This is a genomic window from Corallococcus sp. 4LFB, from assembly GCF_046520365.1.
Classification (GTDB): Bacteria; Myxococcota; Myxococcia; order Myxococcales; family Myxococcaceae; genus Corallococcus; species Corallococcus caeni.
The window spans coordinates 1-207 of the sequence record NZ_JBKGHJ010001320.1 but is presented as its reverse complement, the minus strand read 5'-3'; the positions used below and the strand labels follow the sequence as shown (position 1 = coordinate 207).

Here is a 207-nt window from a genome sequence, read left to right as displayed (position 1 = left end):
CCCCTACCTGCGTGGCGCCCAGCACCTGCGCCCAGATGCTCGTCAGGACCTCCTCTGTCTTCGTGCGCGGCGCCACGTACTGGCGCGTGCGCTCGGCGCCTGCCTCCGGCTTGGGCAGGGCCTTGCGGTCCACCTTGCCGTTGGCGTTTAGCGGCAGCGCCTCCAGCACCACGAAGGCCGACGGCACCATGTACTCCGGCAGCCGTC

The 207-nt window shown here is 71.0% G+C and carries 1 protein-coding gene; it reads right to left on the bottom strand.

Annotated features, from left to right (window positions below):
• The coding region (locus tag ACLEQD_RS45465) for a hypothetical protein (RefSeq protein ID WP_410392086.1) at nucleotides 1-207 on the bottom strand (207 nt) is incomplete at both ends.